A 24,213-nucleotide genomic window follows, 5' to 3' on the forward strand; every position below is an offset into this window, starting at 1 on the left:
AAGAAAGTTGGATAAACTTGCAAGAAATTAATGTAAAATTAGATGTATTTGAAGGTCCGTTGGATCTTCTTTTACACTTAATTAAAAAACTGGAAATTGATATCTACGATATTCCGATTGCAGAAGTAACGGTACAGTATATGAATTATATACATACAATGAAAACGCTGGAGTTGGAGGTTGCCGGAGAATATTTGGTGATGGCCGCTACCTTGATGGCCATTAAAAGCAAAATGCTGCTGCCAAAACAAGAGCTGGAGCTTTCAGCTGAAGACGAGCTGCTTGAAGGAGAAGATCCGCGGGATGCGCTGGTAAACCAATTATTGGAATATCGCAAATTTAAATATGCGGCCGGACTCTTACATGAAAAAGAAGCAGAGAGAAGTCTTTATTACACAAAGGAACCAATGGATATTGATGAATACAAAGAGGACAATCCAGCGCTTAAACCAAATCAGCTGAATACGATTGATCTATTCTTGGCTTTTCATGCTATGCTGGAAAAAAAGAAAAATCGTCGTCCAGTGGAAACGACAGTTGCCGGTGATGATGTATCAATTGAAGAAAAAATTGCCACAATTTCAGAAAGAATGTGTCGACTGGATAAGCATACTCCTGTTCATTTTGAAGACTTTTTCATTTCTTATACCAAGCAAGAAGTAGTGACAACCTTCATGGCGCTCTTAGAGCTGATGAAAAAAGGCGTAATCCATGTAGAACAGGAAGAAAATTATACAACTATTTTATTGTATAATAGGTCAGAAGAGATTGAATCAAGTACGGAGGAAACAGCGTGACCACAGTAAGTCAAATTGAAGCTATTCTATTTGTCGTTGGTGATGAAGGCATCGGACTGGAGGAATTATCCAGCTTACTTGAATTATCAACAGCAAAAACATATGAAGCATTAACAATTTTAAAAGAAAAATATCAAGCTGATCAGGATTGTGCCATGAATATTTTAGAAGTCGGCAATCATTTTGTCTTATCAACTAAGAAAAAATTTGCCCCACTTTTAAAAAAATATGCCCAATCACCATTATCCAATTCCTTATCTCAAGCGGCTCTTGAAACTTTATCTATTGTGGCTTATAAGCAGCCAATATCTAGAGTAGAAGTCGATGAAATCAGAGGCGTTCAGTCTGCTGGCTCGATGCAAAAGCTGGTTGCTCGTCAGTTGATTGAAGAAAAAGGACGAGTGGATGGCCCGGGAAGAGCCATTTTATATGGAACAACGGCTTATTTCATGGATTATTTCGGGTTGCGTTCCTTAGATGAACTGCCTGACATTCATCAAATGGAAGAAGAAATTGCTGAAGAGCTTCCTTTAGATCTGTTTTTCGATCGCTACAAGGAATTAAACGAAGAACCGGCAGCCGAAGAAACGGAGGAAACAGAGTAATGGAAAGACTTCAAAAAGTAATTGCTCATGCAGGAATTACCTCGCGCAGAAAAGCGGAAGAATATATTCTAAAAGGTCGTGTAAAAGTTAACGGCAAAATTGTCAAAGAGTTGGGTACACAGGTGGGAAAAAATGATCAGGTTGAAGTCGATGATGTACCGATTTATCAGGAAGAATACGGCTACTATTTATTTTACAAACCAAAAGGCGTTATTTCAGCTGTCTCTGATGACAAGGGCCGCAAAGTAGTCACGGATTATTTTACCCACATTAAAGAACGGATTTATCCTGTCGGGCGTCTGGACTATGACACTTCAGGCTTATTGTTACTGACAAATGATGGTGAATTTTCACAAAAGCTTACCCATCCCAGCCATGAAATCGACAAAGTATATGTCGCAAAGGTCAAAGGTTTAGCCAAAAAGCATGACTTACAGCCGCTGACGAAAGGAATTAAAATTGACGGATATAAAACTGCTCCGGCCGGCGTTCAAATTATTTCAGTTGATCTTAAAACCAATACAAGTATCGTAGAGCTGACCATTCATGAAGGACGTAATCATCAAGTGAAAAAAATGCTACAGTCCGTAGGTTATCCGGTGCAGAAATTAAAACGCGAAAGATACGGTGACTTAACTTTAAAAGGATTAAGACCCGGAGAATATCGCAACTTAAATAAAAAAGAAATCAGCACATTATTAAATCAAGCCAAATAAGCGCAAGAAAGAGGTTGAACCAAAAGTCGGTTAGGTTCGAGCAATTGGAGTAAAAGACGACCAATATGTTTTTTATATTGATCAAATTTTATGAAATTGCCGAAGAACCTGACTTTGGGCCACCGTTTATTCGTAAGTAGTGGGCGGGACAAGACTGTTTTTTAGTTTTATCTTGCCCACTTCTTTTGTAAGTAAAAATGTGAAAGACGTAACTATTGCATTTTCCGTAAAAAGTTGTATACTGTACATGTACAAAAATTTAATAAAGGTTCGTCTTCAGGGGCAGGGTGTAATTCCCGACCGGTGGTATAGTCCACGACCTACTTTTTAAGTAGTTGAATTGGTGTAATTCCAATACCGACAGTATAGTCTGGATAAAGAAGATAGGGCTTATTTGAATGGATCTATTTCAGATAAGATAACTCTACTCTATTTTTCCCTGCGAAAAATAGAGTTTTTGTTTTGTGGCAAACTGAATAGGTTGATTTAGAAAAGTTCGTTTGAAGATGGGTCCTTAACAGGAGGATTTCATATGAGAAACACCAAGGTACAAAAAATGGTCAGCATTGCCATGCTGGCAGCAATCGGTGCAGTTTTACAATTCGTGGCTTTTCCGATTATTCCATCACTAAGCTTTTTAAAAATTGATTTTAGTGATATTCCAGTTATGATCAGCATGTTTTTGTTTGGTCCGCTGGCAGGAGTAACTACAGCTTTTATTCGTTCCATTATTCATTTGTTTACGACTGGAGCTACCCCACAAAATTTTGTAGGAGATATTACCAGCTTTTTAGCTTCTACAGTGTTTACACTACCGATGTACTATTTCTTTAAACGCGGAAGTCAAAAATTTTCAAACAAAGCGTTAGGCATTATTACCGGAATTGCAGCCTTAACTATTTTTATGAGTGTCGGTAATTATTTTGTGATTACACCACTTTATCTAAAATTATTTGGCGTAACGGCGGATCAATTTTTAGGCATGTCCTTAGCTAAATATGTAACAATTGGTATTTTACCATTTAATTTGATTAAAGGAGCTATTGTCAGTGCAGTCTTTCTTGTGTTGCATGCGAAGCTTTTACCATGGCTGTCTAAAAAACAGTACCACTTAAATCATAAAGAAACACTTTTAAAATAAATAGAAACAAAGAGGACGGGACAAAACTAAAAAACAGTTTTGTCCCGCCACTACTTACGAATAAACGGTGGCCGAAAGTCAGGTTCTTCGGCAATTTCATAAAAGACGATCAATATAAAAAGCATATTGGTCGTCTTTTACTCCAATTGCTCGAACCTAAACGACTTTTGGCTCAACCTTTTTTCTTGTCGTTAAATGGTATTATTTGTAAGGAATGGATAAAAGAGAGGAGTCTTATTCTATGAAGCAAAAGCTAAGACGCATTCTGCTCATTGTACTGGGTATCATAATTGGTTTAGCAGCAATTGGCATCTTTTATATTCGTACCCAAACATATCAGCCCACTACCCAGGCACAAGCGAGCGCGGAGCAAGCCAAGTCGCTTGATGGAACGCTTGTTTTTAAAGGAAAATCTGAGCAACCGGCAGTAATATTTTATCAGGGTGCTTTAGTGGATAATGCTAGTTACAGTCTTTGGGCTGAGAAAATCGCTGAAAAAGGCTATACAGTTTATTTACCGAAAGCGCCGTTTAATTTAGCTATTTTGGGTGAAAACAATGCTGAAAAAATCATCAAGGAAAATCATATCAAAAAATATGTGATTGGTGGTCATTCTCTAGGGGGAGTCATGGCTAGTCGTTTTGCGGCCGAGCACCTGACTGATCAAAGTTTAGACGGTGTCTTTTTTTTGGCCAGCTATCCCGAAGCAAAAGGCGATCTATCTGCCTTTAAAGGTGGTGTGCTGTCGTTAACAGGTAGCCAAGATGGCGTGCTTAACCGTAAATCTTATGACAAAGGAAAAGCATTTTTACCAGAACAGACTATTTATACAGAAATTAATGGCGGAAATCATGCTGGCTTTGGCAGCTATGGCGAACAAAAAGGTGACAATCCGGCTGAGATATCCAATGAAGAACAGCAAGCTGCTATTGCTGATCAGCTGGTTCACTGGCTGCAACAGCTTGACTAAAAAGAAAAATGTAAGGTCTCATGCTGAGCGAGCCTTACATTTTCTTTTTTATTTTTCTTCGAGTTCTATTGCACGAACTGGACATTTGCGGTACGCTGTTAAGACATTCTCTGATTCTGAAGCCGGCACGAATTCTTGACAAACCTCAGGATCATTTTTTAAAATAACAATACCATTATCATCATAATCGAAAAAATTCGGTGCATAGACTTGGCAAAGTCCACATGCAATACATTTTTCCGGAATCACTTTACATAACATATAAGCACATCCTATTCTAAGGGTAAAGAGGTGTTAAGATGAAACCCTATTACATTTTAGCGTTATTTCAGCATGGATACAAGGCAAGAATCTCGACGTTATATCATCTTTTGAAGGGTAAGCGGACAAGCTCTGTTTTACTTTATGGTTTTTTATATAATAATTTAAATTTTTTTCAACTATGTCCGGATTTAGCGCAAAGGCAATTTGATGCCTGTATTGAAGAATTATGTCGCGAACATTTATTGGAACAAGACACACAAGGGCACGCGGTCATTACTGACAAAGGGCAAAAAAAATTTCGTCAACAAATGACGTTTTATCCATGGTTAAATAATTATCTCTATGGCAAAACAGATGAGAATTGCTGGCGTTTATTACAGTTTTCTGTACAGGTAGTTTCACATCTTTCATACGCAGATAAAAATTATAGTCCGTTGGAGCTTTCTCCTTTTTATCAGCAGCAATTAAAACAAGCGATTCGTGCGTTTTCAAAAAAAGAATTAATTTCCGCCTGCCGCTATGAATGGTTCACTCTTTTTTCCTTGCTTTCTGCTGAAGAAGCGGATTTTTTAGCTCGGCAATTTTCAGGCTATCAGTTCATCGGCAGAACCTCTTTCCAAGTGCAGTCCTATCAAGAGGATAAATTTCAGGCATTTCTTCATAGAAAAGCCATTTTGCATCATTTACTCTATTTAATTGCAGAGCGTGAGGATATAAAAGTGCTAAAATGTATTATTGCACCTTTGCTAAAGCAAAATGAAAATCAAAGTATGAATGAAACCAAACGCTATTTAAATCAGCAGTTTTCCGTTGCCCAAATTGCTGAGCAAAGAAAGATCAAAAAGAGTACGGTTCAAGATCATCTGATTGAACTGGCATTGACAACTGATTTTCCCTTTCAGCAATTTATTTCGGCGGAAACCTGCCGATTGTTAGGCCATTTATCTGCTCCATATCAGAACTGGCAGTATCGTTCTTTGAAAGAGCAAGCTCCTGCTTTAGATTATTTTGAATTTCGTTTATATCAGATCAGCAAAATTAAAGAAGAAAGAGAAAAAGAAAAATGACACTAAATTTAAATGAACAGTTAAAAGAAATGTTTGGTTTTGAGTCATTTAAGCCGGGACAACAGGAAGTTATTGAGCATTTACTGCATCATGAAGATACTTTTGCTGTTTTACCAACGGGTACGGGAAAATCATTATGCTATCAAATGGTAGGACAGCTGCTGGACGGAGCCGTAATTATCGTTTCGCCATTATTATCATTAATGGAAGATCAGGTTGTTCAACTTCAAAGAAAAACAACGCTGGGGATTGTTGCTTTGAATAGCAGCTTGACATTTACGGAAAAACAATATGTTCTGGAACATTTAGAGCAGTATAAATTTATTTTTGTCAGTCCGGAAACCTTGATGCAATCCGCAGTTAGACAGCGAATTGCTAAGTTGAAACTGGCCTTGTTTGTAGTTGATGAAGCCCATTGTGTTTCTCAGTGGGGCGTAGATTTTCGACCTGAGTATACAGAGCTAGCTAAAGTACAAGCGGAATGCGGCTATCCGTTAACATTGGCATTAACAGCAACAGCTACTTTGCAAGTCCGTCAGGAAATCATTGAGCTGATCTTTCCACAAAAAAGGGCATGTGCTCAAGTCATTTTTTCGGTTAATCGTCCGAATATTGGTTTAGTAGTAGAAGAAACTACTGACAAAGAAACACAGCTTATTACTTATTTACAACAGCTGCAGCAGCGTGGCATCATTTATTGTGCGACGAGAAAAACAACAGAACAGCTTGCGGAGTTAATACATTCGCACACACAATTAAAAACAGCTTTTTATCACGGTGGTTTAACACCTAATGAACGTAGTTTGCTGCAGCAACAATTTGTAGCTAATCAATTGGATGTCTTGTGTGCAACGAATGCTTTTGGCATGGGAATTGACAAGCCAGATGTTCGTTTTGTCATTCATTATGATTGTCCGGATAGTCTGGAAAATTATGTACAGGAAATTGGCAGAGCAGGCCGTGACGGTGAAAATAGTATTGCGATTCTTCTTTACCAAAAGGGCGACGAGAAAATTCATTATTTTTTTCAAGCACAAAGCCAGTTAGACCGGGAAGTTTTACAGCAGCTGATTCAAACCGAACAAGTAACAGAGGCAGCGCCGCAATTAAATGAAATTCAACAAAAGTGGTTGGCCGGCTATTTACAAGAAGAATATTCACTGAGTGAATTAAAACAAAGATTATTAAGAAAAGAGAAAGAACGACAACAACAGCTAAAGAATATGTTAAACTACATTCATACAAGGCAATGTCGAAGAAGCTTTATTCAAGCCTATTTTTCTGAAGAAGACACTGTTGAAAGTCAGGAGAACTGCTGTGATCGATGCGGCTTATCTTTTGACAACTATCAAGCTCAAATAGTACAATCACCAGGAGATTATGAAATGCCTGTGCACTGGGAAGATATTTTAATAAGATTATTTAAAGATTTAGAATAATCTTTTTTTAGACTGCAGATCTGAAAGAGCTGTGGTATAATAGCACACGAGAGAATTTTAGGAGGAACAATACGTGAGTAAAAAAGATAAGAGAAAACCATCAAGCCCGCGTGAACCTTGGGAACAATCAATCTACGAAACAGATAAAGGCAACAGTAGTTCCCGCTTAGAAAAACGCCAACAAAAAAAAGGAAATACAGTATTCTTGACCATTTTAGTTATCTTGCTACTGTTAATTATCTCATTACCGGTAGGAACTTATCTGTATATGATGAGAGATAATCACGGCAACAATAAGCCGGCGACGAAGGCTTCATCAGTAGTCGTTCAATCATCAACAAAAAACAGCTCATCAACCTCTTCTTCTGTGCCTGACTCATCAAGCTCAGCGACAGAAGAACCAGTATCAAGCTCTTCAGAAACTACACCATCAAGTGAAACTCCAGCTTCTGAAGAACCAGTATATACAGAGGTTCAAAATGGTGAAGGGCCAAACCAAGTAGCGACCAGAAATGGTATAACTACGGAAGAATTATTTGAATTAAATGGATTGACGGCTGATAGCGTATTACAGCCGGGTCAATCTTTACGTGTGAAATAAAATAGGTGAAAAATTGTAGCCGACAGTAAGATGTTGGCTCTTTTTCCTGTTTCTTTGAGAAGCTGGAGCTAAACTCTTTTTGTTTGGTTCCATTTTTCTTTATTACTTTAGGGGAGTGCATTATGAAAAAGATTAGTATTGCCATTGATGGGCCTGCTTCGTCAGGAAAGAGTACCGTAGCCAAAATTTTAGCAAAGAAGCTACATTATATTTATTGTGACACAGGAGCTATGTACCGCGCGTTGACTTATTTAGCCATGCAGCAAGGCGTTGATTTTGAAGATGAGGCAAAGCTGGCTGAATTATGTACGGAACATACTATTTCCTTTGAACAAGCTGCGGAGCAGCAAAAAGTTTTTGTTGATGACCAAGAAGTAACCGAGGCCATTAGACAGCCTGACGTAACGAATGCTGTTTCGATTGTAGCAAAGCATGCACAAGTCCGTGCGAAGCTAGTCGGCATGCAGCAAGCCATTGGCCAAGCTGGAGGAGTGGTGATGGACGGTCGTGATATTGGTACGGCGGTTTTACCTGATGCGGAAGTAAAGATATTTTTGGTTGCTAGTGTGGAAGAACGAGCACAACGCCGCTTCAAGGAAAATCAGGAAAAAGGGATTCCTACAGATTTCGAAACTTTAAAAAAAGAAATTGAACAACGGGATTATCTGGATTCTACGCGTGAAGTATCGCCGTTGAAGCAGGCGCTTGATGCGGTGAAAATCGATACTAGTGGAATGTCGATCGAAGAAGTTGTTCAAGCCATTGAAGCAGTAATCTCAACAAAAAGCTTATGAGAAATCAAGGAAAACCTTCAAATAGAACCAGCTTTTACCCAAATTAAGCACAAAATGACTTTATATTTAAAAGAAATACGGAAAAATGAGAGAAATCGCTTTATTTTTTCAGTGAAATCCCTTAAAATTAAGGGAGTAGGTCAGTTTTTACGAATTTTTTGGTGGCATAGGAGGATAAGTATTCATGACAGAAGACAAACAAGTTGAAAACAGCAATGAAACAATGGAAGATGTGATGAACAGCGTTCAAGAAGTAAACGTTGGCGATATCGTTAAGGGTGAGGTGCTTGCTGTTGAAGACAAGCAAGTAATTGTTGGTATTGAAGGCGCTGGGGTAGAAGGCGTCGTACCTGCCAAAGAATTATCTACTACTCAAGTAGAAGATATCAACGAACTAGTTAAAGTAGGAGATATCTTAGATTTAGTAGTTATCACTTCAATCGGTAAAGACAAAGAAAACGGCAGCTATTTGCTATCAAAACGCCGTTTGGACGCGAAAAAAGTCTGGGAAGAAATCGAACAAGATTTTCAAGACGGTAAAATCATTGAAGCACCTGTCACAAATGTGGTTAAAGGTGGCTTAGTGGTTGATGTAGGTGTTAGAGGATTTGTACCGGCGTCAATGGTAGAAGATCATTTTGTGGATGATTTTTCTGAATACAAAGGACAAACACTTGCATTCAAGATTATCGAGATCGAACCTTCCGAAAACCGCTTGATTTTATCTCATAAAGCAGTAGTTGAAGCTGAAAAAGATGCAAAGAAAAAGGATATTCTGGACTCATTGCATGATGGTGATGTTATTGAAGGAAAAGTAGCACGCTTAACTGATTTTGGTGCCTTTATTGATTTAGGTGGTATTGACGGTTTAGTGCATGTTTCTGAAATAGCGCATCAGCATGTCGGCAAGCCTAGCGATGTATTATCAGTAGGTGATGATGTGAAAGTGAAGATTCTTTCAGTGAATCCAGAAACGGAACGTGTATCTTTATCAATTAAAGAAACCTTAGCTGGTCCTTGGGAAGGCATTGAAGAAAAAGCACCGGTCGGCTCTGTTCTTGAAGGAACAGTCAAACGTCTAACAAGCTTTGGCGCATTTGTTGAGATTTTCCCTGGAGCAGAAGGCTTAGTGCACATTTCACAAATTTCCCATAAGCATATTGCAACACCTCATGAAGTGTTACAAGAAGGACAAACAGTTCAGGTAAAAGTACTGGAAGTCAATCCGGACGAGCACCGTATTGCACTTAGCATCAAAGCTTTAGAGGCAAAACCTGAATCTAAGGAAGAGCCTAAAGATGTAGAAGAATACGAGCTTCCAGAAGAAAACACAGGCTTTACCATGGGCGATATCCTTGGAGATGCTTTAAAGGACCAAACGTCTGATTCAGAATAATCGTATATGAGAAGAAACTGCCTTTCTCCGTTAGAATATTTTAATCTAATGGCGAAAACGGCAGTTCTTTTTTTTGGAGCGCGCTTTTTTGTTTTGAATGTGCTGACAATGGTTGATTTCATAGGATGTTAACGTGATTTTTTTCCGGTTTTCCTTGCATCTTAGGCCGGCTTTAGGTAAACTAGTAAGGATTGAAAACTGTCAAGGAGGTAGTTTGAATGGCAAATCCAACAATTGCAATTGTCGGTCGTCCGAATGTCGGAAAATCGACGATTTTTAACCGTATAGCTGGGGAAAGAATTTCAATTGTCGAAGATACACCCGGTGTTACTAGAGATCGCATTTATGCCACGGGAGAGTGGCTAGGCCGGGAGTTTAGTATTATCGATACTGGAGGGATTGACTTAAGCGATGAACCTTTCATGGATCAAATTAAGCACCAAGCTGAAATCGCTATTGAAGAAGCAGATGTGATCATCTTTATCGCAAGTGCGAGAGGAGGCGTGACAGATGCAGATGAACTTGTAGCAAAAATCCTATACCGCAGTAAAAAACCGGTAATATTAGCCGTTAACAAAGTGGATAATCCTGAAATGAGAAATGATATTTATGAATTTTATTCATTAGGCTTAGGTGATCCGTTTCCTATATCAGGAAGTCATGGCTTAGGGATCGGTGATGTTCTTGATGAAGCAGTGAAGCATTTCTCAACCGAAGCTGCAGAAGAAGACGAAGATACCATTAAATTTAGTTTAATTGGCCGTCCCAATGTCGGGAAATCTTCATTGATTAATGCGATTCTTGGCGAAGAACGAGTAATCGTTTCCGACATTGAAGGAACAACCCGCGATGCAATCGATACGTATTTCGAATCGGAAAATGGCCAAAAATTCCTGATGATCGATACAGCAGGAATGCGCAAACGCGGAAAAGTATATGAAAACACTGAGAAATACAGCGTTATGCGGGCAATGCGGGCAATTGAACGCTCAGATATTGTTTTAATGGTTCTAAATGCAGAAGAAGGCATTCGTGAACAAGATAAAAAAGTGGCTGGCTATGCTCACGAAGCAGGTCGGGGCATTATTATCGTTGTGAATAAATGGGATACTGTCAAAAAAGAAACCAATACTATGCGTGATTTTGAAGAGGAAATTCGGGATGAATTTCAGTATCTTGATTATGCGCCGATCATTTTCGTTTCAGCCGTGACCAAACAGCGTTTGAATAAGCTGCCTGAATTAATTGAAACAGTCAGCATGAATCAAAACCTAAGAATTCCATCCGCGTTATTGAATGACGTGGTAATGGATGCGATTGCGATTAATCCGACGCCAACAGATAAAGGCAAGCGTTTGAAAGTATTTTATGCGACTCAAGTGGCTGTAAAACCGCCGACCTTTGTTATTTTTGTTAATGAAGAAGAATTGATGCACTTTTCTTATGCCAGATTTTTAGAAAACCAAATTCGGAAGGCCTTTACTTTTGAAGGGACACCGATCAAAATCATCCCAAGACGCCGCAAATAGCGCATTTTACCACACTTTTTTCAAATGCACAAATAAATTCCGTAACTTATACAAAAAAATGATAATTTCGGAAAAAACTGGATAAAAAGTATCAAAAGCCTTGCTATTACTGGCTTCCTATGATATCGTGATAACAGAATATTGATCCAAATCAATATTTCTGTGTCATTTTTGGACCACTCAAAAATAGACGTAAAATTGGTATCTAATTAGATATCCTATCCCTTGTGGAGGAGGTGAAATAATCCATGGCAAATAAAGCAGAATTAATCGAAAACGTTGCATCTTCAACTGGTTTAACTAAAAAAGACGCAACTGCAGCAGTGGATGCTGTATTTTCAACAATCCAAGAATCTCTTGCTAAAGGTGAAAAAGTTCAATTAATCGGTTTTGGTAACTTTGAAGTTCGCGAACGTGCGGCTCGTAAAGGACGTAACCCACAAACTGGTAAAGAAATTCAAATCGCTGCAAGTAAAGTACCTGCATTCAAACCAGGTAAAGCCTTGAAAGATGCTGTTAAATAAAAACAGTCATTGAACCCTTGATATTTCAAGGGTTCTTTCTTTGTCTTAACGTACATAAAAGCAAAAGAAGACAGAAGAAGCGCTCTGTCAATTCCTTGGCTTACGCTAATAAGCCTTGGCTCTCAAGACACGAACCTCTTCTCTGTCTTCTTTTAAAAATGGATAACCTTGCTGTATTTCACTAATAAAACCTACTGTCAACGTTTGACCGAATCACTGTGTTTCATGTCAGAGCATTTCGAGAGTGCGCTAGTTCCCAAAAGACGCCTGCTTGAAACATAACCATTATAACGATTAATTATGTGATTTTTGAAAAATAATCATGAAGAATTGTACTGAATAATGAAAGAATTGTGTTTATTATTTAATAAAATTTAAGAACAAATGTTTTTAATCTAGTTATTTGACAATCATCATGAACGGAAAACAAAACATGCAAAACCAAATAAAAAAGTTCTTCCTTCTTTTGGTTTTGCTGTAAATAATGGTAAAATAGGTAAAAGAGGTGAATAGCGTGGAGATTTCCTATCGTCAAGGTTCATTAAAAACAACTGTTTATTACGGCGAAACCTTTGCTTCACAACTTAAAGGCCTGTCATTAGATAACAAACATATCTTTTTGATTACTAATCAGCGCTACTATGATTTATTTGCTGACAAACTCATTCAGCTTTTCGGTAATCATCAGGAATTAGACTGGTATATTTGTAAGAATGATCCCCACTGCAATAATTTTCGTGAATTAGAAAATGTGTTGTCTTTTTTATCGGAATTTGACCTGCAGCAGCGTTTTCTTTTTTTAGGTATTGGCAATGAAGGTGTTATTCAATTAACTACTTTTTTACATCAGACATCTATGGTGAGCTCCAGCTGTTGGCTACTGCCGTTGTCTATTCGTTCCTTCAGCAAAAGTCTTTTAAGCAGCTCGCAGATTGAGCTGCATCATCGTTCCGTTTTAAAAACGGAAGTGTTAGCGGAAAAAATTGTTTACGATCATACCTTGATTTTAAATCAAGGAGACGGCAAGTTAATTGATTTTCTTGTGTTCATTCGCTGCGGCTTAGTTGCTAATTATGACTTTTTACGGCTGTTGTTTAGGAATTATACGGATGCGGCGCGCTTGAAGCAGCCTTCATTCACAGGTTTGCTGGATGAGATGATCCGCTATTACGCAGAACAGGGCACAGAGATTGATCAATTCGGTCGATTGTTTGAATGCGGCTTCCATGAACATGTCAGTGGGCACTTACTTTCCGGACCGATGAAAAGCTTCTTAGGCTGTTTGTTACAATTACGTTGGTCTCAAGAAGTGCATCAGTTTCCTTTTCATTTTAAAAACTTTATGATCTGGTTGATGCGACTGGGTTTTCCAGTGGATTTTCCCGAACAAGTATTGGTAAGTGATTATGTAGAAGGAATTTTGCAATGTATTCGGCAAGGAGAAACCGCCGTTATTTTAAAGGAAATCGGTAAAACAGAAGGAACAAGAACACCCACGGCAGCTGAGCTTTTGGCTACAGTGGAGAATTATAAAACTATTTTAAAAGAGATTCGAGGATAAACATATGACAACCTATAGTGAAAAAATGCTACAGGCATTACACGAAGAAGATTTAGCGCAAGCGCAATTAATGCTGCAAGAGGCGCTGCAGCATGATGATGACGATACTCTGGCTGACTTAGGTGATGAGTTATTGTCTTTAGGCTTTTTAGAGGAAGCGCAAGCAGTTTTTGAACATCTTGTACAAGCGCACCCAGAAGCAGAGGGGTTAAATTTGCCATTAGCTGAAATGGCAATTGAAAATAATTTAATTGATGATGCGTTTATGTACTTGGAAAAAATTAGCAAGGAAAGTGACAGCTATGTCCAAAGCTTGTTGGTAACGGCTGATCTTTATCAAGTGTTGGGAATTCCTGAAGTAAGCGAAGCAAAATTAAAAGAAGCGCAGGCGCTTTTACCGGATGAGCCGCTAGTTACTTTTGCATTGGGAGAATTGTATTTTACCAATGGGCAGTTCGGCGAAGCAGTCAATGCTTACGAAGAGTTATTAAATCAACAGGTCACGGAAATAGCGACGGTTTCTATTCACGAACGCATAGGAGCAAGCTATAGCATGCTGGGAGATTTTGAAGCGGCCATTCCCTTTCTTGAAGAAGCGCTAAATCAAGAGCAGACAGATGACCGCTTGTTCCAGTTGGCTTTTACGTATTTACAGCTTCACGAGCATCAAAAAGCTATTGCGTTGTTACAGCAGCTACGTGCGTTAAATCCGCATTATCAATCGTTGTATTTATCGTTAGGAGAAGCCTTGCAGGAAGAAGAACAGTTAGAAGAAGCAAGGGAAGTACTGACCGAGGGAATCAAAGAAAATCCTTTCCAAGTAGATCTTTACCATTTGGCTTCAGAAAATGCTTATCGTCTTCATGATACTGAGCAAGCAGAGCAATTATTGAAGCAAGCCTTAGAATTAGGCGAAAAAACGGATGAAACTCTGTTGACTCTTAGCAATTTATATTTGAATGAAGAACGCTACGAAGAGGTTATTGAAACGGTAAAACAAATGGAAGAACAAGGGCATCCTTACGCTGAATGGAATTTGGCCCATGCATACAATGAAACGGAAGAATTTGATCTAGCAAAGGTCCATTATGAACAAGCGTATCAAGAGCTTTCCCATGAACCAGAATTTTTAAAGGAGTATGCTGTGTTTCTACGTGAGGAAGGGCAGTTTGACAAAGCGAAAGAATTACTGCAGCATTACCTACAACACGAGCCCGGTGATAATGAAGCCCAGTCTTTGTTAGAAGATATCGAAGAAAGATAGGTGATTCTATGTTTGTCAATGTAGCGGATAAAAAAGATTTTTTAGTTTGGCTTGTAAATAATATTTCGTTTGCACAGCGGGAAGTCTTATGGATATTGAACTATCTAATCAATCATGAGGCGATTTTAAACAATGTTCATTTTGTAGAACAGGCCAATAAAGCGTCGCGCGGCATTAAAGTGACCTCCAGCGAAATGGACGATGAACCGATAAAGCTATTCCTTTCAGGAAAAGAATTTACCGACACAGATCAAATCTTTCATGAGATTCGTATGAATTGGAAAGAAGCCTTGTATGTAGAATGTATATTTGAAAATGCTTGGCAAAATGGCCATTATTTATCTATTTTAGAGGATAATCCATATGCTCGCTGGAATGAGCAGGTTAGTGAAGAAGTCGTTGCCCGCATTGATCGTTTTTTTGCTGAAGAAGAAAAAAAGGCAAAGATGAACTTTCTCTATCAACAAATCGACTCTGCCTTGGAAGACAATAACTATGAAGCCTTTTTAGAATTGACGGATGAATTAAATCATTTGAAAAACAATTAAAAAAAGTACCTGCCAAAACAGGTACTTTTTTGGATGCTTAAAATTGTCGTTTCTTTTTTAGAAAGTTTTTTGGCGGTCTTGCATAGGTAAAGCCTTCACCGATCGCTTCATGAACATTAATGACGGAAATAAAGGCTTTGCTGTCCAATTCATGAACGATTCGTTTGATTTCCATCAGCTCACTAGGACTGACAACCACATACAGGACTTTTCGATCCATTTGAGAATAACCGCCCTGACCATTTAAATAAGTGACGCCGCGTTCAAGTAAAGCCATAATCACTTCCCCGATATCTTCCGTGTGGTCTGAAATAATCAGCATGCCTTTTGCAGCATAAGCACCATCAAGAACGGAGTCAACCACCTTGCTGAAGACAAAGGAAACAATCAGTGTGTACATCATACGTTTTACGTCAATATAGCTCAAGGATAATAATAAAACAAAAATATCGAAGATTAATAACGAACGCCCCATGCTGACGCCGGATTTTTTTTCAAGGATTCGGGCGACCACATCTGTCCCGCCGGTTGTTCCGCCCACACGATAAACGAGTCCACTGCCTGTACCTGCCGCTAAACCGGCTAATAAAGAAGCAATTAATAAATCGTGATCCAAATTCACCACAATCGGAAATCGTTGCCACAACCACAAAAATACAGACAGAGAAACAGTACCTAAAATTGTATAATAAAAGGAGTGCTTGCCTAACACCTTTCCGCCAATTAAAATCAAAGGAATATTAATCAGCAGGGTTGAATAAGCTGGATCTATTTGAAATAGCGCTCTTAAAATCAATGTAATCCCTGTCACTCCGCCTTCTGCTAAATCGTTGGCAATGTTAAACGTGACAAGTCCAAAGGCATAAAGACAGGTTCCAGCCAAAATAAACAAGACATCTGTAACATAAAACTTTTTTTCTTCCATAACAGCACCTCGGTTGTTGCAATTTAATTGGACAAGTTAGCAGGTCCACGTTTTCATCACTAATCACTTTATCACTCTCCTAAACAAACAACAAGCAGAATCTTTTCAGAACCGCGAGTTTTTGATAAGATGTGTAGTAAGTGAAGAAAGGTTGAGGTAAAATGAAAGAGAAACATCAATCACTTTTTGAGATGCAGCAGGAAGTGGATACATATATTCAACAATTTAAAACAGGTTATTTTTCACCGCTGAGTCAAATGGCACGTCTGACGGAAGAAGTCGGCGAGCTGGCTAGAGAAATCAATCATTACTATGGTGAAAAACCAAAAAAGGCAGATGAAAAGCCAAAAACAGTGACAGAGGAGCTGGGAGATGTTCTTTTTGTAACATTAATTATGGCAAATTCACTCGATATTGATTTAACAGAGGCGTTCCAAAAAAATATGGGAAAATTCAATCAGCGTGATAAGTATCGCTTTGAACGAAAGGATGGACAGACGAATGATTAAAATTATAGTTGCCGGTTTTAAAGGGAAGATGGGTGCGACCGCTACAAAAATGGTGTTGGCACAGGAAAATTTTGAACTAGTAGGTGTGTTAGATCCCTTTGAAGAAAAAACAAATCTAAACGAATTAGCCGAATATTCTCAAATTGATGTGCCGATTTTTAAAGAAAAAGAAGCGGTATTGACCGTTAAGCCGGATGTTTGGATTGATTTCACGATTCCTGAAGTTGCCTATGAAAATACTCGTTTCGCTGTAGAGCATGCTATTGCACCAGTGGTTGGGACAACAGGCTTTACAGAAGAGCAGCTAACTGAACTGACCGTTCGTTCCAAGGAATTAAAAATTGGCGGCTTAATTGCGCCAAATTTCGCGATTGGTGCTGTGCTAATGATGCAGTTTGCCCAAAAAGCGGCTGCCTATTTTCCGGATGTCGAAATTATCGAGCTGCATCATGATAATAAATTGGATGCGCCAAGCGGAACGGCTTTAAAGACAGCAGAAATGATGCATGAAGTTCGTAAGGAGAAAAGCCAAGGCCATCCAGAAGAAAAAGAACTAATCGCAGGCGCGCGTGGTGCTGATTTTGCGGGAATGAAGATTCATAGTGTGCGTTTGCCAGGCTTAGTTGCACATCAACAGGTACAATTTGGCGCTCCGGGTGAAGGACTAACGATTAGACATGATTCTTATGATCGCAGCTCATTTATGTCCGGCGTAGCTCTGGGCTGTGAAAAAGTGGTAGAATTGGATCATTTAGTTTACGGGTTGGAAAATTTACTATGAAATTAGAGTCAATACCAGAAGAATTTATTCGTGCTGAAGTAGTTTTAAAAGAAATTCAAGCGCATGGCTTTGAAGCATATTTTGTGGGCGGCAGTGTGAGAGATGCTTTGCTGGAAAAGCCAATCCATGATGTAGATATTGCTACAAGCGCCTATCCGGAAGAGATTAAAAAGATTTTTTCGCGAACGATTGATGTGGGGATTGAACATGGGACGGTACTGATTTTAATTGGCGACGAGCAATATGAAGTGACCACTTTTCGTACAGAATCAACGTATCAGGATTTTAGGCGTCCCGATGAAGTAACTTTTGTTCGTTCTTTAAAAGAAGATTTAAAGCGGCGGGATTTTACGATCAATGCTTTAGCGATGACTTGTGACGGTGAAGTGATTGATCTTTTTGACGGCATGAATGATTTAAAAATGAACGTGATTTGTGCGGTAGGCAATGCGAAGGAACGTTTTCATGAGGATGCATTAAGAATGATGCGGGGATTGCGTTTTGCCAGTCAGCTGGATTTCACCATCGAGGAAAAAACATTAACGGCCATTCAAGATTTTCATTCATTGTTAGGAAAAATATCCGTGGAACGCATCGCAATTGAGTTTAGCAAATTATTATTGGGTAAAAATAGAAAAGCCGGTTTACTGCCCTTTGTCGAAACAGAATGCTACTTGTATTGTCCCGGTTTGCAGACTTATGGTACAGCGTTACTGCGTTTGGCGGATCTGCCCGATCGCCAGATTGAACATGAAAGTGAAGCGTGGGCGTTGCTAGTCTATATTTTAGAGATTGAGGGAGACTCGGTGCGTTCTTTTTTGAAAAAATGGAAGCTCTCCAATCAGCTGATTCAAACGGTACAAAAATTAGTCGTCGGATTACAGCATCGCTTGAACAATCAGTGGCAAGCTGAAGTAATGTTTCAGCTTGGCTTGGATGTTGCTTTGTCTGTGGAAAAACTATTGTTTTATTTTGGTGGAAATAGTAAACTTGAAGATGTACAGAAACAGTATGCCGCTTTGCCGATTCATGATAAGTCAGAGCTGGCAGTTTCAGGAAATGACTTACTACGCTCGATTCAAAAAAAACCAGGTAGATGGTTGGGAGATCTCATCGAGGAGTTGCTCGCTGCAGTAATTAATGGACAAGTTTCAAATGAAAAAGAAGCATTGCTCGACATGGCACACGAGAAGATCAATAAGGAGTGAACAATAATGAAAGAATATTCAAAGGAGTTTGTGGTTGATTATAAAGAAACAGCGAAAGCAGTTGGTTCTGGAGACCTTGAAGTTTTAGCAACACCGGCAATGATTGCAATGGTTGAAAATACGGCGAAGGAATATCTGCATAAAGAGCTGGCGCCAGAGGAATCTAGCGTTGGCACAGTGGTCGAAGCCAAACATCTGCGTCCTTCTAAAGTAGGCGCTAGAATTACAATTACCGTAAGAATTGAATCACAGGAAAAAACAAAAATAAATTTTTCCTTCACTGCGGTAGATCAAGATCAAGTTGTTGCAACTGGAACGCATCAAAGAGCTGTTATCTTAACAGATGTTTTTCTAAATAAATTGTCGCTTGCTAAATCAAAAGATGAATGAAGTGACCTTAGCGTGAAGTTATGTTAAACTTATTATTATAAAAATGAATTTATTTTAGTAAGGAGAATTTTACGATGAGTAGAGAAATGACTGGCTTGAAATTCTATTTTAGAAACGGTGAAACTTGGACAATCGGGCGTCGTTATATCGGCGATTTGTGGATTAAACAAATTACCACTAGCTTCGGTCGTATACACGGCAGCGAATTTATGGAGATTCACCCTTGTGCAGGCTTCAAAATCGAAATCTTCCAAGAAGGAGATCATGTTCAAACCCATGACATTAACCTTGGCGGACTGGAATTGGGAATGTTTGCCCGCGCCTTAAAATACGAGGATATCGAACGGATGGAAATTTTATACAAAAACGGTACACCGGATCTTGTATATTTTCCATATAAAGATAAAACAGACGAAGGTTTGGATAATGTATACCAATCAACAAAAATCAGCGAAAAAACAAAAAGCTTATATATTGTGATTGATCCTAATCAAACAGTAGACGATGTATATCCGGAAGAATTTTAGAAATCAAAAAAGCAGCCTTTGTGGCTGTTTTTTTTGATTTAAGAAGTGTAAAGTAATTCAATGAAGTAAATGTTATAGAAAAATCTTGACACTCAGATTTGTTAGGTATATACTGAGAACAATTCTTAAATATCAGTGACGGAGTGATTCTTATGTCTAACATGAAAAATAACCACTTACAACTGAATAACTATTACTTTAGCTATTTTAGATGAGTTTGTATTCATAAACATTATGGGTACAGACTAGCAAGTTTGTATCTATGATGGCTAGGGGATTTTGAGATGACTTACAGCCACGTAGATGAAAAATCTATAGTGGCTTTTATATTACCTGTTTTTTTAAGGTTAGGGTGTACACTGTAGATTTATGATCATTTACAGTGTACACCTTTTTTGTTCGATAAAAATAGCTTCGAGGAGGATGTTAAGATGGAAAATCAGATTACAGGTCATACCAGATTAGCCGCACTTTTTGCCACACCCATTCGTCACAGTGTTTCACCAATGATTCAAAACACCGCATTTCAAGAATTAGGGCTAGACATTGTTTATTTAGCTTTTGAAGTGGGAACAGATGGATTAAAAGAGGCCATTTCGTCTATTCGGCGCTTGGATATGGTGGGAGCCAATTTATCCATGCCAAATAAAATCTTAGCTGTTGACTATATGGATGAGCTAAGTGAAGCAGCACAACTGATCAGAGCGGTTAATACGATCACAAATGATAATGGCAAACTGACTGGTCACAATACAGACGGAACCGGGTTTATGAGAAGTCTCCAGGATCTGGAGGTTTCAATTATCGGGAAAAAGATGACCGTGATTGGTGCTGGCGGAGCTGCGACGGCTATTATCGTACAGGCGGCTTTAGACGGTGTGAAAGAAATCGCCGTTTATAACCGTAAAGATGAATTTTATGAAAACATCAAAGCAAAACTGGCCTATATTTCTGAACATACAGCTTGTACCATCACCTTACATGATTTAGCCAATGAAGTGGAATTAACGCTTGATGTATCTGAAAGTACCTTGTTACTAAATGCCACAGGCGTTGGTATGAAACCAATGGAGCAGCAAACACCGATTCAGGATTTCTCCATTATCCGTCCCGATTTAGCAGTGTATGATGTGATCTATACGCCAAGAGAAACAGAATTTTTGAAACAAGCACGCTTACGCGGAGCCAAAACCGCAAATGGTTTAGGCATGTTATTGTATCAGGGAGCTGCAGCTTTTGAGCTTTGGACAGGGCAAGAAATGCCGATTGCAGTCGTTAAACCAATTATGGAAAACAATTAAAAAATAGAAGTAGTCGAAGGAGCGAACGAATTATGATCGTTATTATGAAATCAGAAGCAACCAAGGAACAAATTAAATCAGTTATTGAACGTGTAGAAAAAGAGGGCTTGGAAGTTCATTTAAGTGAAGGTAAAGAGCAAACGATCATTGGCTTAGTTGGTGATACTCGAAAAATGCAGGACGTGGCTTTTAACAGCTATGACGGAGTAGAAAATGCAGTCCGTATTTCATTAACGTACAAGCTAACCAGTCGAGAGTTTCATCCGGAAAATACAATTGTTGATGTAGACGGGGTTAAAATTGGTGACGGCAGTATGACCATGATGGCTGGACCTTGCTCCATTGAAGGCTTAGAGCAGATTCGTGAGTGTGCCCGCATCGCTAAAGCAGGCGGTGCTACTATTTTACGTGGTGGTGCCTTCAAGCCTCGAACTTCCCCATATGCTTTTCAAGGTTTGGAAGAAGAAGGGCTAAAATATATTCGCCAAGCAGCGGACGAATTTGACATGAAGGTCATTACAGAAGTTATGGATGAAGCAAATCTTGAATTAGTGGCAAAATACAGTGATATTTTACAAATCGGCGCGAGAAATATGCAGAATTTCAAATTATTGCAGGCTGTCGGAAAAACCGGAAAACCGATCGGCTTAAAGCGTGGTATTTCTGGTACAATTGATGAGTGGCTCAATGCAGCGGAATACATTGCTGCTCAAGGAAACTTTAATGTGATTTTCATTGAACGCGGAATTCGTACTTACGAAACAGCAACACGTAATACGCTTGATTTGAGTGCAGTTCCTTTAATTAAAAAATTAAGTCATTTCCCAATTATTGTTGATCCTAGTCATGGCGTAGGTATCTGGGATCTTGTTCCGCCAATGGCACGTGCAGGAGTTGCTGCTGGTGCGGATGGGTTGATTGTTGAAATTCATCCTGATCCGGCCAATGCATGGTCAGACGGCCCGCAGTCTCTGAATGAAAAAACGTACTTAAAAATGATGCAGGAAGTGCATATTATTGAAAAGGCGATGCAGGAAATTAAAGCCTTAGGATAAACGATAGGAGCCAAAGAAGACTTAACAAAAGGAGTTTAAGCAAATGAAACTTACCGTAACCTTACCAGAACATTCGTATGATCTCACTATTGAAAAAGGATGTTTAGCCGAGATTGGTACTTGGGCTCGTCAGCTGTGGTCGCCACAAAAGGTGGCAATTATTACTGATGCGAATGTCGACAAGTTATATGCAGATTTAGTTTTTGCCAGTTTACAATCAGCAGGCTTTACAACCTCTAAAATAGTTGTTCCAGCTGGTGAAAAAACCAAAAGCTTAACGGTTGCAGCAGAAATTTATGATTTCTTAGCAGACGAGGGGCTGACCAGAAGTGACGGTATTGTCGCATTAGGTGGCGGCGTAATTGGTGATTTAGCTGGTTTTGTAGCATCTACTTATATGCGCGGGCTGCATTTTCTCCAAGTACCGACAACCTTATTAGCTCAAGTAGATAGCAGCATCGGCGGAAAAACTGCTGTCAATTCAGCAAAAGCTAAAAATCTTATTGGTACTTTTGCTCAACCAGACGGCGTTTTAATTGATCCGAACACCTTGAATACCTTGGAACTTAGACGGGTAAGAGAAGGTATCGCTGAAATCGTCAAATCAGCTGCGATCGCCGATAAGGAATTATGGCAGCGATTAGCTCAGTTAAAAGACGAACAGGATTTGGTTGCTCATGCTGTTGAAATTATTAGTGCCTGCTGCAGGATCAAACGATCAGTAGTGGAAGAGGATGAACTGGATCATGGGGTACGGTTATTGCTTAACTTTGGCCATACAATTGGCCATGCTTTAGAAAATACTGCTGGCTATGGTATCTTAACTCATGGTGAAGGTGTGGCGATCGGGATGAGCCGGATAACCAAGGCGGCAGAAGCAAAGCAGCTGACACCAAGCGGAACGACAAAACAGTTAAATCAAATGCTTGAGAAATTTCATTTACCCATTACAACAGATAAATGGGATAAGGAACAGTTATATACCGCTTTAACCCACGACAAAAAGACACGCGGCACGACCATTAAGATTATTTTGCTGGAAGCTATCGGCCAAGCAAAAATTGTACAAATACCAATTGAAGAAATGAAGAGTTATTTAGACTAGGAGGAGATATGATGCGTTTTATTACTGCAGGAGAATCACATGGACCGGAGCTTACAACCATTATCGAAGGACTACCGGCTGGGCTACCGTTATCACCTGAAGACATTAACAAGGAATTAGCCAGACGTCAAGGCGGCTATGGTCGTGGCGGGCGCATGCTGATTGAAAAGGATCAAGTGAAAATTACTTCCGGGATTCGTCACGGTAAAACGCTTGGTTCACCAGTCACTTTGATCGTGGAAAATAAAGACTGGAAAAATTGGACATCTGTTATGTCCATTGCAGAAGTGCCGGAAAAAGAGAAAAAAATTCGGCGCTTAAACAAACCACGTCCGGGACACGCGGATTTGGTTGGTGGCATTAAATACCAGCATGATGACCTTAGAAATGTACTGGAACGCTCCTCTGCCAGAGAAACGACGATGCGCGTGGCTATTGGCGCTGTTGCAAAAAAATTATTGAAAGAGCTGGACATTGAAGTAGCCGGTCATGTCGCTGTTTTGGGCGGCATTAAAGCAACGATTCCCGAAAATTTAACCGTTCAGGAAATTCAGGAACGCTCTGAAAATTCGGATGTTCGTGTACTGGATCCTACTGTTGAAGAAGCAATGCGTCAGCTTATCGACCAAACTAAGAAAAACGGCGATACAATTGGCGGGGTTGTCGAAGTCGTTGTCGGCGGTGTACCGATTGGGCTTGGCAGTTATGTACAATGGGACCGCAAGCTTGATGCAAAAATCGCTCAAGCAGTAACAAGCATTAATGCGTTTAAAGGAGTAGAATTCGGGATTGGCTTTGAAATGGGCTCCAAACCAGGAAGCCAAGTCATGGATGAAATCGTATGGAATGAACAAACAGGTTATACACGTACTTCTAATAATTTAGGCGGTTTTGAAGGCGGAATGACAAACGGTATGCCAATTGTCGTCAGAGGCGTGATGAAGCCCATTCCGACATTATACAAGCCCCTGCAGAGTGTCAATATTGATACAAAAGAACCTTACAAAGCGAGTGTCGAACGCTCTGACAGTACGGCAGTGCCAGCCGCAAGTGTGGTCTGTGAAGCAGTGGTGGCCACAGAAGTTGCGCAAGCCATGCTGGAGAAATTCGGCAGTGATGCTTTCGAACAAATGAAAACCGAGGTTAAAAACTATCGTCACTATACTCAAACCTTTTAACTAAAAAATAATGGAGAG

General features: G+C 39.4%; 26 protein-coding genes and 1 riboswitch. Of the genes, 24 read left to right on the forward strand and 2 right to left on the reverse strand.

Annotation, left to right across the window (positions count from 1 at the left end; translation table 11 throughout):
* The first annotated feature begins 17 nt into the window (after positions 1-17).
* The 5 genes from ABH902_RS01050 (at position 18) to ABH902_RS01070 (ending at position 4,229) form a co-directional block, all read left to right on the forward strand.
* Positions 18-797 carry a segregation/condensation protein A gene (locus ABH902_RS01050; protein ID WP_404588673.1) on the forward strand — a complete coding sequence of 260 codons (780 nt, stop codon included), beginning with the start codon at positions 18-20 and terminating at the stop codon, positions 795-797.
* Positions 794-1,402 carry an SMC-Scp complex subunit ScpB gene (scpB, locus tag ABH902_RS01055; RefSeq protein ID WP_404588674.1) on the forward strand — a complete coding sequence of 203 codons (609 nt, stop codon included), beginning with the start codon at positions 794-796 and terminating at the stop codon, positions 1,400-1,402. The genes ABH902_RS01050 and scpB overlap by 4 nt, the downstream gene beginning before the upstream one ends.
* The gene (locus tag ABH902_RS01060; RefSeq protein ID WP_404588675.1) at positions 1,402-2,118 is read left to right on the forward strand and encodes a pseudouridine synthase; all 717 of its coding nucleotides are present in this window, start codon (positions 1,402-1,404) and stop codon (positions 2,116-2,118) included. Before scpB ends, ABH902_RS01060 begins: the two co-directional genes overlap by 1 nt.
* 268 nt (positions 2,119-2,386) lie before the next feature.
* A riboswitch (FMN riboswitch) is annotated at positions 2,387-2,507 on the forward strand.
* Between the two features lie 143 nt (positions 2,508-2,650).
* Entirely contained in the window at positions 2,651-3,259 is a 609-nt protein-coding gene (locus ABH902_RS01065; RefSeq protein WP_404588676.1) for an ECF transporter S component, read from the forward strand.
* Positions 3,260-3,500: 241 nt separating this feature from the next.
* Positions 3,501-4,229: an alpha/beta hydrolase gene (locus tag ABH902_RS01070; protein WP_404588677.1), complete on the forward strand. Its 729-nt coding sequence runs from the start codon at positions 3,501-3,503 to the stop codon at positions 4,227-4,229.
* A 48-nt stretch (positions 4,230-4,277) separates the two neighbouring features.
* Here ABH902_RS01070 and ABH902_RS01075 read toward each other — a convergent pair whose 3' ends face one another.
* Complete coding sequence (locus tag ABH902_RS01075; protein ID WP_404588678.1) at positions 4,278-4,490, reverse strand: ferredoxin; 213 nt, start codon at positions 4,488-4,490, stop codon at positions 4,278-4,280.
* Between the two features lie 38 nt (positions 4,491-4,528).
* Between ABH902_RS01075 and ABH902_RS01080 the strand changes: the two genes are divergently transcribed.
* The 10 genes from ABH902_RS01080 (at position 4,529) to ABH902_RS01125 (ending at position 15,216) form a co-directional block, all read left to right on the forward strand.
* A complete protein-coding gene (locus ABH902_RS01080) occupies positions 4,529-5,560 on the forward strand; it encodes a helix-turn-helix domain-containing protein (RefSeq protein ID WP_404588679.1) in 1,032 nt (343 codons plus the stop codon).
* Positions 5,557-6,999 carry a RecQ family ATP-dependent DNA helicase gene (locus ABH902_RS01085; protein ID WP_404588680.1) on the forward strand — a complete coding sequence of 481 codons (1,443 nt, stop codon included), beginning with the start codon at positions 5,557-5,559 and terminating at the stop codon, positions 6,997-6,999. The genes ABH902_RS01080 and ABH902_RS01085 overlap by 4 nt, the downstream gene beginning before the upstream one ends.
* Positions 7,000-7,072: 73 nt before the next feature.
* Positions 7,073-7,600 (forward strand): SAG1386/EF1546 family surface-associated protein, encoded by a 528-nt coding sequence (locus ABH902_RS01090; RefSeq protein ID WP_404588681.1) that lies wholly within the window; start codon positions 7,073-7,075, stop codon positions 7,598-7,600.
* A 122-nt stretch (positions 7,601-7,722) separates the two neighbouring features.
* Positions 7,723-8,394 (forward strand): (d)CMP kinase, encoded by a 672-nt coding sequence (gene cmk / locus ABH902_RS01095; RefSeq protein ID WP_404588682.1) that lies wholly within the window; start codon positions 7,723-7,725, stop codon positions 8,392-8,394.
* A 184-nt stretch (positions 8,395-8,578) separates the two neighbouring features.
* Positions 8,579-9,790, forward strand: coding sequence for a 30S ribosomal protein S1 (rpsA, locus tag ABH902_RS01100; RefSeq protein ID WP_404588683.1), 1,212 nt, complete (start codon positions 8,579-8,581; stop codon positions 9,788-9,790).
* Between the two features lie 218 nt (positions 9,791-10,008).
* Positions 10,009-11,319 carry a ribosome biogenesis GTPase Der gene (der, locus tag ABH902_RS01105; protein WP_404588684.1) on the forward strand — a complete coding sequence of 437 codons (1,311 nt, stop codon included), beginning with the start codon at positions 10,009-10,011 and terminating at the stop codon, positions 11,317-11,319.
* A gap of 248 nt (positions 11,320-11,567) precedes the next feature.
* Positions 11,568-11,843 (forward strand): HU family DNA-binding protein, encoded by a 276-nt coding sequence (locus tag ABH902_RS01110; RefSeq protein ID WP_010761417.1) that lies wholly within the window; start codon positions 11,568-11,570, stop codon positions 11,841-11,843.
* Between the two features lie 514 nt (positions 11,844-12,357).
* Entirely contained in the window at positions 12,358-13,404 is a 1,047-nt protein-coding gene (locus ABH902_RS01115; protein WP_404588685.1) for a hypothetical protein, read from the forward strand.
* A gap of 4 nt (positions 13,405-13,408) precedes the next feature.
* Positions 13,409-14,668, forward strand: a complete 1,260-nt coding sequence (locus ABH902_RS01120; protein ID WP_404588686.1) for a tetratricopeptide repeat protein — start codon at positions 13,409-13,411, stop codon at positions 14,666-14,668.
* Positions 14,669-14,676: 8 nt separating this feature from the next.
* A complete protein-coding gene (locus ABH902_RS01125) occupies positions 14,677-15,216 on the forward strand; it encodes a ReoY family proteolytic degradation factor (RefSeq protein WP_404588687.1) in 540 nt (179 codons plus the stop codon).
* 37 nt (positions 15,217-15,253) lie between these two features.
* Here the strand turns inward: ABH902_RS01125 and ABH902_RS01130 are convergent, their stop codons facing one another.
* Entirely contained in the window at positions 15,254-16,141 is an 888-nt protein-coding gene (locus ABH902_RS01130; RefSeq protein WP_404588688.1) for a YitT family protein, read from the reverse strand.
* Between the two features lie 161 nt (positions 16,142-16,302).
* Between ABH902_RS01130 and ABH902_RS01135 the strand changes: the two genes are divergently transcribed.
* From ABH902_RS01135 to aroC, 9 genes are all read left to right on the forward strand, one after another.
* A complete protein-coding gene (locus ABH902_RS01135; protein WP_404588689.1) occupies positions 16,303-16,650 on the forward strand; it encodes a nucleotide pyrophosphohydrolase in 348 nt (115 codons plus the stop codon).
* On the forward strand, positions 16,643-17,431 hold the full coding sequence (gene dapB / locus ABH902_RS01140) for a 4-hydroxy-tetrahydrodipicolinate reductase (RefSeq protein ID WP_404588690.1): 789 nt from the start codon (positions 16,643-16,645) through the stop codon (positions 17,429-17,431). The genes ABH902_RS01135 and dapB overlap by 8 nt, the downstream gene beginning before the upstream one ends.
* On the forward strand, positions 17,428-18,639 hold the full coding sequence (locus ABH902_RS01145) for a CCA tRNA nucleotidyltransferase (RefSeq protein WP_404588691.1): 1,212 nt from the start codon (positions 17,428-17,430) through the stop codon (positions 18,637-18,639). The genes dapB and ABH902_RS01145 overlap by 4 nt, the downstream gene beginning before the upstream one ends.
* Before the next feature lie 6 nt (positions 18,640-18,645).
* Entirely contained in the window at positions 18,646-19,029 is a 384-nt protein-coding gene (locus ABH902_RS01150) for a thioesterase family protein (protein WP_404588692.1), read from the forward strand.
* 74 nt (positions 19,030-19,103) lie between these two features.
* Complete coding sequence (locus ABH902_RS01155) at positions 19,104-19,556, forward strand: hypothetical protein (RefSeq protein WP_404588693.1); 453 nt, start codon at positions 19,104-19,106, stop codon at positions 19,554-19,556.
* A gap of 431 nt (positions 19,557-19,987) precedes the next feature.
* The gene (gene aroE / locus ABH902_RS01160) at positions 19,988-20,857 is read left to right on the forward strand and encodes a shikimate dehydrogenase (RefSeq protein ID WP_404588694.1); all 870 of its coding nucleotides are present in this window, start codon (positions 19,988-19,990) and stop codon (positions 20,855-20,857) included.
* Positions 20,858-20,889: 32 nt separating this feature from the next.
* Complete coding sequence (gene aroF / locus ABH902_RS01165) at positions 20,890-21,912, forward strand: 3-deoxy-7-phosphoheptulonate synthase (RefSeq protein WP_404588695.1); 1,023 nt, start codon at positions 20,890-20,892, stop codon at positions 21,910-21,912.
* Positions 21,913-21,955: 43 nt separating this feature from the next.
* Positions 21,956-23,017: a 3-dehydroquinate synthase gene (gene aroB / locus ABH902_RS01170; protein ID WP_404588696.1), complete on the forward strand. Its 1,062-nt coding sequence runs from the start codon at positions 21,956-21,958 to the stop codon at positions 23,015-23,017.
* Between the two features lie 11 nt (positions 23,018-23,028).
* On the forward strand, positions 23,029-24,195 hold the full coding sequence (gene aroC, locus ABH902_RS01175) for a chorismate synthase (protein ID WP_404588925.1): 1,167 nt from the start codon (positions 23,029-23,031) through the stop codon (positions 24,193-24,195).
* Positions 24,196-24,213: the final 18 nt, after the last annotated feature.

The sequence above is a fragment of the Enterococcus sp. UD-01 genome, from assembly GCF_044909655.1.
Taxonomy (GTDB): domain Bacteria; phylum Bacillota; class Bacilli; order Lactobacillales; family Enterococcaceae; genus Enterococcus_L.

Excerpts from the sequence above, each read along its gene's own strand:
- ABH902_RS01060 (WP_404588675.1), top strand. The coding sequence starts at position 1,402 with ATGGAAAGACTTCAAAAAGTAATTGCTCATGCAGGAATTACCTCGCGC.
- ABH902_RS01065 (WP_404588676.1), top strand. The coding sequence starts at position 2,651 with ATGAGAAACACCAAGGTACAAAAAATGGTCAGCATTGCCATGCTGGCA.
- ABH902_RS01070 (WP_404588677.1), top strand. The coding sequence starts at position 3,501 with ATGAAGCAAAAGCTAAGACGCATTCTGCTCATTGTACTGGGTATCATA.
- ABH902_RS01075 (WP_404588678.1), bottom strand. The coding sequence starts at position 4,490 with ATGTTATGTAAAGTGATTCCGGAAAAATGTATTGCATGTGGACTTTGC.
- ABH902_RS01080 (WP_404588679.1), top strand. The coding sequence starts at position 4,529 with ATGAAACCCTATTACATTTTAGCGTTATTTCAGCATGGATACAAGGCA.
- ABH902_RS01085 (WP_404588680.1), top strand. The coding sequence starts at position 5,557 with ATGACACTAAATTTAAATGAACAGTTAAAAGAAATGTTTGGTTTTGAG.
- cmk (WP_404588682.1), top strand. The coding sequence starts at position 7,723 with ATGAAAAAGATTAGTATTGCCATTGATGGGCCTGCTTCGTCAGGAAAG.
- rpsA (WP_404588683.1), top strand. The coding sequence starts at position 8,579 with ATGACAGAAGACAAACAAGTTGAAAACAGCAATGAAACAATGGAAGAT.
- der (WP_404588684.1), top strand. The coding sequence starts at position 10,009 with ATGGCAAATCCAACAATTGCAATTGTCGGTCGTCCGAATGTCGGAAAA.
- ABH902_RS01110 (WP_010761417.1), top strand. The coding sequence starts at position 11,568 with ATGGCAAATAAAGCAGAATTAATCGAAAACGTTGCATCTTCAACTGGT.
- ABH902_RS01120 (WP_404588686.1), top strand. The coding sequence starts at position 13,409 with ATGACAACCTATAGTGAAAAAATGCTACAGGCATTACACGAAGAAGAT.
- ABH902_RS01125 (WP_404588687.1), top strand. The coding sequence starts at position 14,677 with ATGTTTGTCAATGTAGCGGATAAAAAAGATTTTTTAGTTTGGCTTGTA.
- ABH902_RS01130 (WP_404588688.1), bottom strand. The coding sequence starts at position 16,141 with ATGGAAGAAAAAAAGTTTTATGTTACAGATGTCTTGTTTATTTTGGCT.
- ABH902_RS01135 (WP_404588689.1), top strand. The coding sequence starts at position 16,303 with ATGAAAGAGAAACATCAATCACTTTTTGAGATGCAGCAGGAAGTGGAT.
- dapB (WP_404588690.1), top strand. The coding sequence starts at position 16,643 with ATGATTAAAATTATAGTTGCCGGTTTTAAAGGGAAGATGGGTGCGACC.
- ABH902_RS01145 (WP_404588691.1), top strand. The coding sequence starts at position 17,428 with ATGAAATTAGAGTCAATACCAGAAGAATTTATTCGTGCTGAAGTAGTT.
- ABH902_RS01150 (WP_404588692.1), top strand. The coding sequence starts at position 18,646 with ATGAAAGAATATTCAAAGGAGTTTGTGGTTGATTATAAAGAAACAGCG.
- ABH902_RS01155 (WP_404588693.1), top strand. The coding sequence starts at position 19,104 with ATGAGTAGAGAAATGACTGGCTTGAAATTCTATTTTAGAAACGGTGAA.
- aroE (WP_404588694.1), top strand. The coding sequence starts at position 19,988 with ATGGAAAATCAGATTACAGGTCATACCAGATTAGCCGCACTTTTTGCC.
- aroF (WP_404588695.1), top strand. The coding sequence starts at position 20,890 with ATGATCGTTATTATGAAATCAGAAGCAACCAAGGAACAAATTAAATCA.
- aroB (WP_404588696.1), top strand. The coding sequence starts at position 21,956 with ATGAAACTTACCGTAACCTTACCAGAACATTCGTATGATCTCACTATT.
- aroC (WP_404588925.1), top strand. The coding sequence starts at position 23,029 with ATGCGTTTTATTACTGCAGGAGAATCACATGGACCGGAGCTTACAACC.